Source organism: Micromonospora sp. ALFpr18c (genome assembly GCF_008868155.1).
Lineage (GTDB): Bacteria > Actinomycetota > Actinomycetes > Mycobacteriales > Micromonosporaceae > Micromonospora.
On the sequence record NZ_WBKR01000424.1, the window covers coordinates 1 to 987 of the forward strand.

General features: G+C 56.5%; 1 protein-coding gene. It reads left to right on the forward strand.

Features of this window, described 5'->3' with window-relative positions; translation table 11 throughout:
- Nucleotides 1-115: 115 nt before the first annotated feature.
- Nucleotides 116-987: hypothetical protein (locus F8271_RS31520; protein ID WP_151493411.1), on the forward strand; the 872-nt coding region annotated here is incomplete at its 3' end.

Consider the following 987-nt stretch of genomic DNA (forward strand, 5'->3'; position numbering starts at 1 on the left):
GACTACGCGATAGCCCTGTTCGGATGACAGGCCCGATCGAGGTTGAACCGGCGGCCCCGCGCATCCGTTGTGTAGGAAGACTTCGAAATTTGACTGCAAAGGCGGCTAACTAGGAATGGACAAAGATGAGAGCAAGGCCCGAGTTTTGGCATGGGCCGCTGCAAATCAGAGTGGCCACGATGTGAGTATTAAGGAGTACGCAGAGGCATACTTTATCCCCTATTCGACACTGTATGGATGGATATGCGACGGGATCCGTGATGTTACGTTCACGGGTGACCAGCAGGCGTTCATAGACACGGCAAGGAGGCATGCGTCCGATCAGTTCTATAAGCTCTCCGACCGCAAGAACCATGCCTTGAGATGGGCGCATGCGAATCAGGGCGGCCCCGTCATGGGTTATACCGACTATGCGCGGCTGTATAATATACACCCCAGGACCCTGAGTCGCTGGGTTTCTGGAGGGAGCGGGGTTACGTTCGAGCCTGATGAGCAGGAGCTCATAAACAAGGCAAAGCAGTATTGGGCCCATAAGCAATACACGGCCAGCGACCGCAAGAACCATGTCTTGGCGTGGGCGGCTGCGAATCGGAGCGGCCCCGCCATGAGTTATTCCGAATACGCAGAGCAACACAATGTGGAACTCACGACCCTGATTCGCTGGGTTTCTGGAGGGAGCGGGGTTACGTTCGAGCCTGAAGAGCAGGAGCTCATAAGCAAGGCAAAGCAGTGTTGGGCCCAATACACGGCCAGCGACCGCAAGAACCATGCCTTGGCGTGGGCGGCTGCGAATCGGAGCGGCCCCGTCATGAGTTATTACGAATACGCAGAGCGACACAAGGTGGACCGCACGGCCCTGTTTCGCTGGGTTTCTGGAGGGAGCGGGGTTACGTTCGAGCCTGATGAGCAGGAGCTCATAAACACGGCAAAGCAGCGACAAGTTTCGTTGTCGACCATGAATGAAACTGCCGTGGCAGCGGTTGGTGC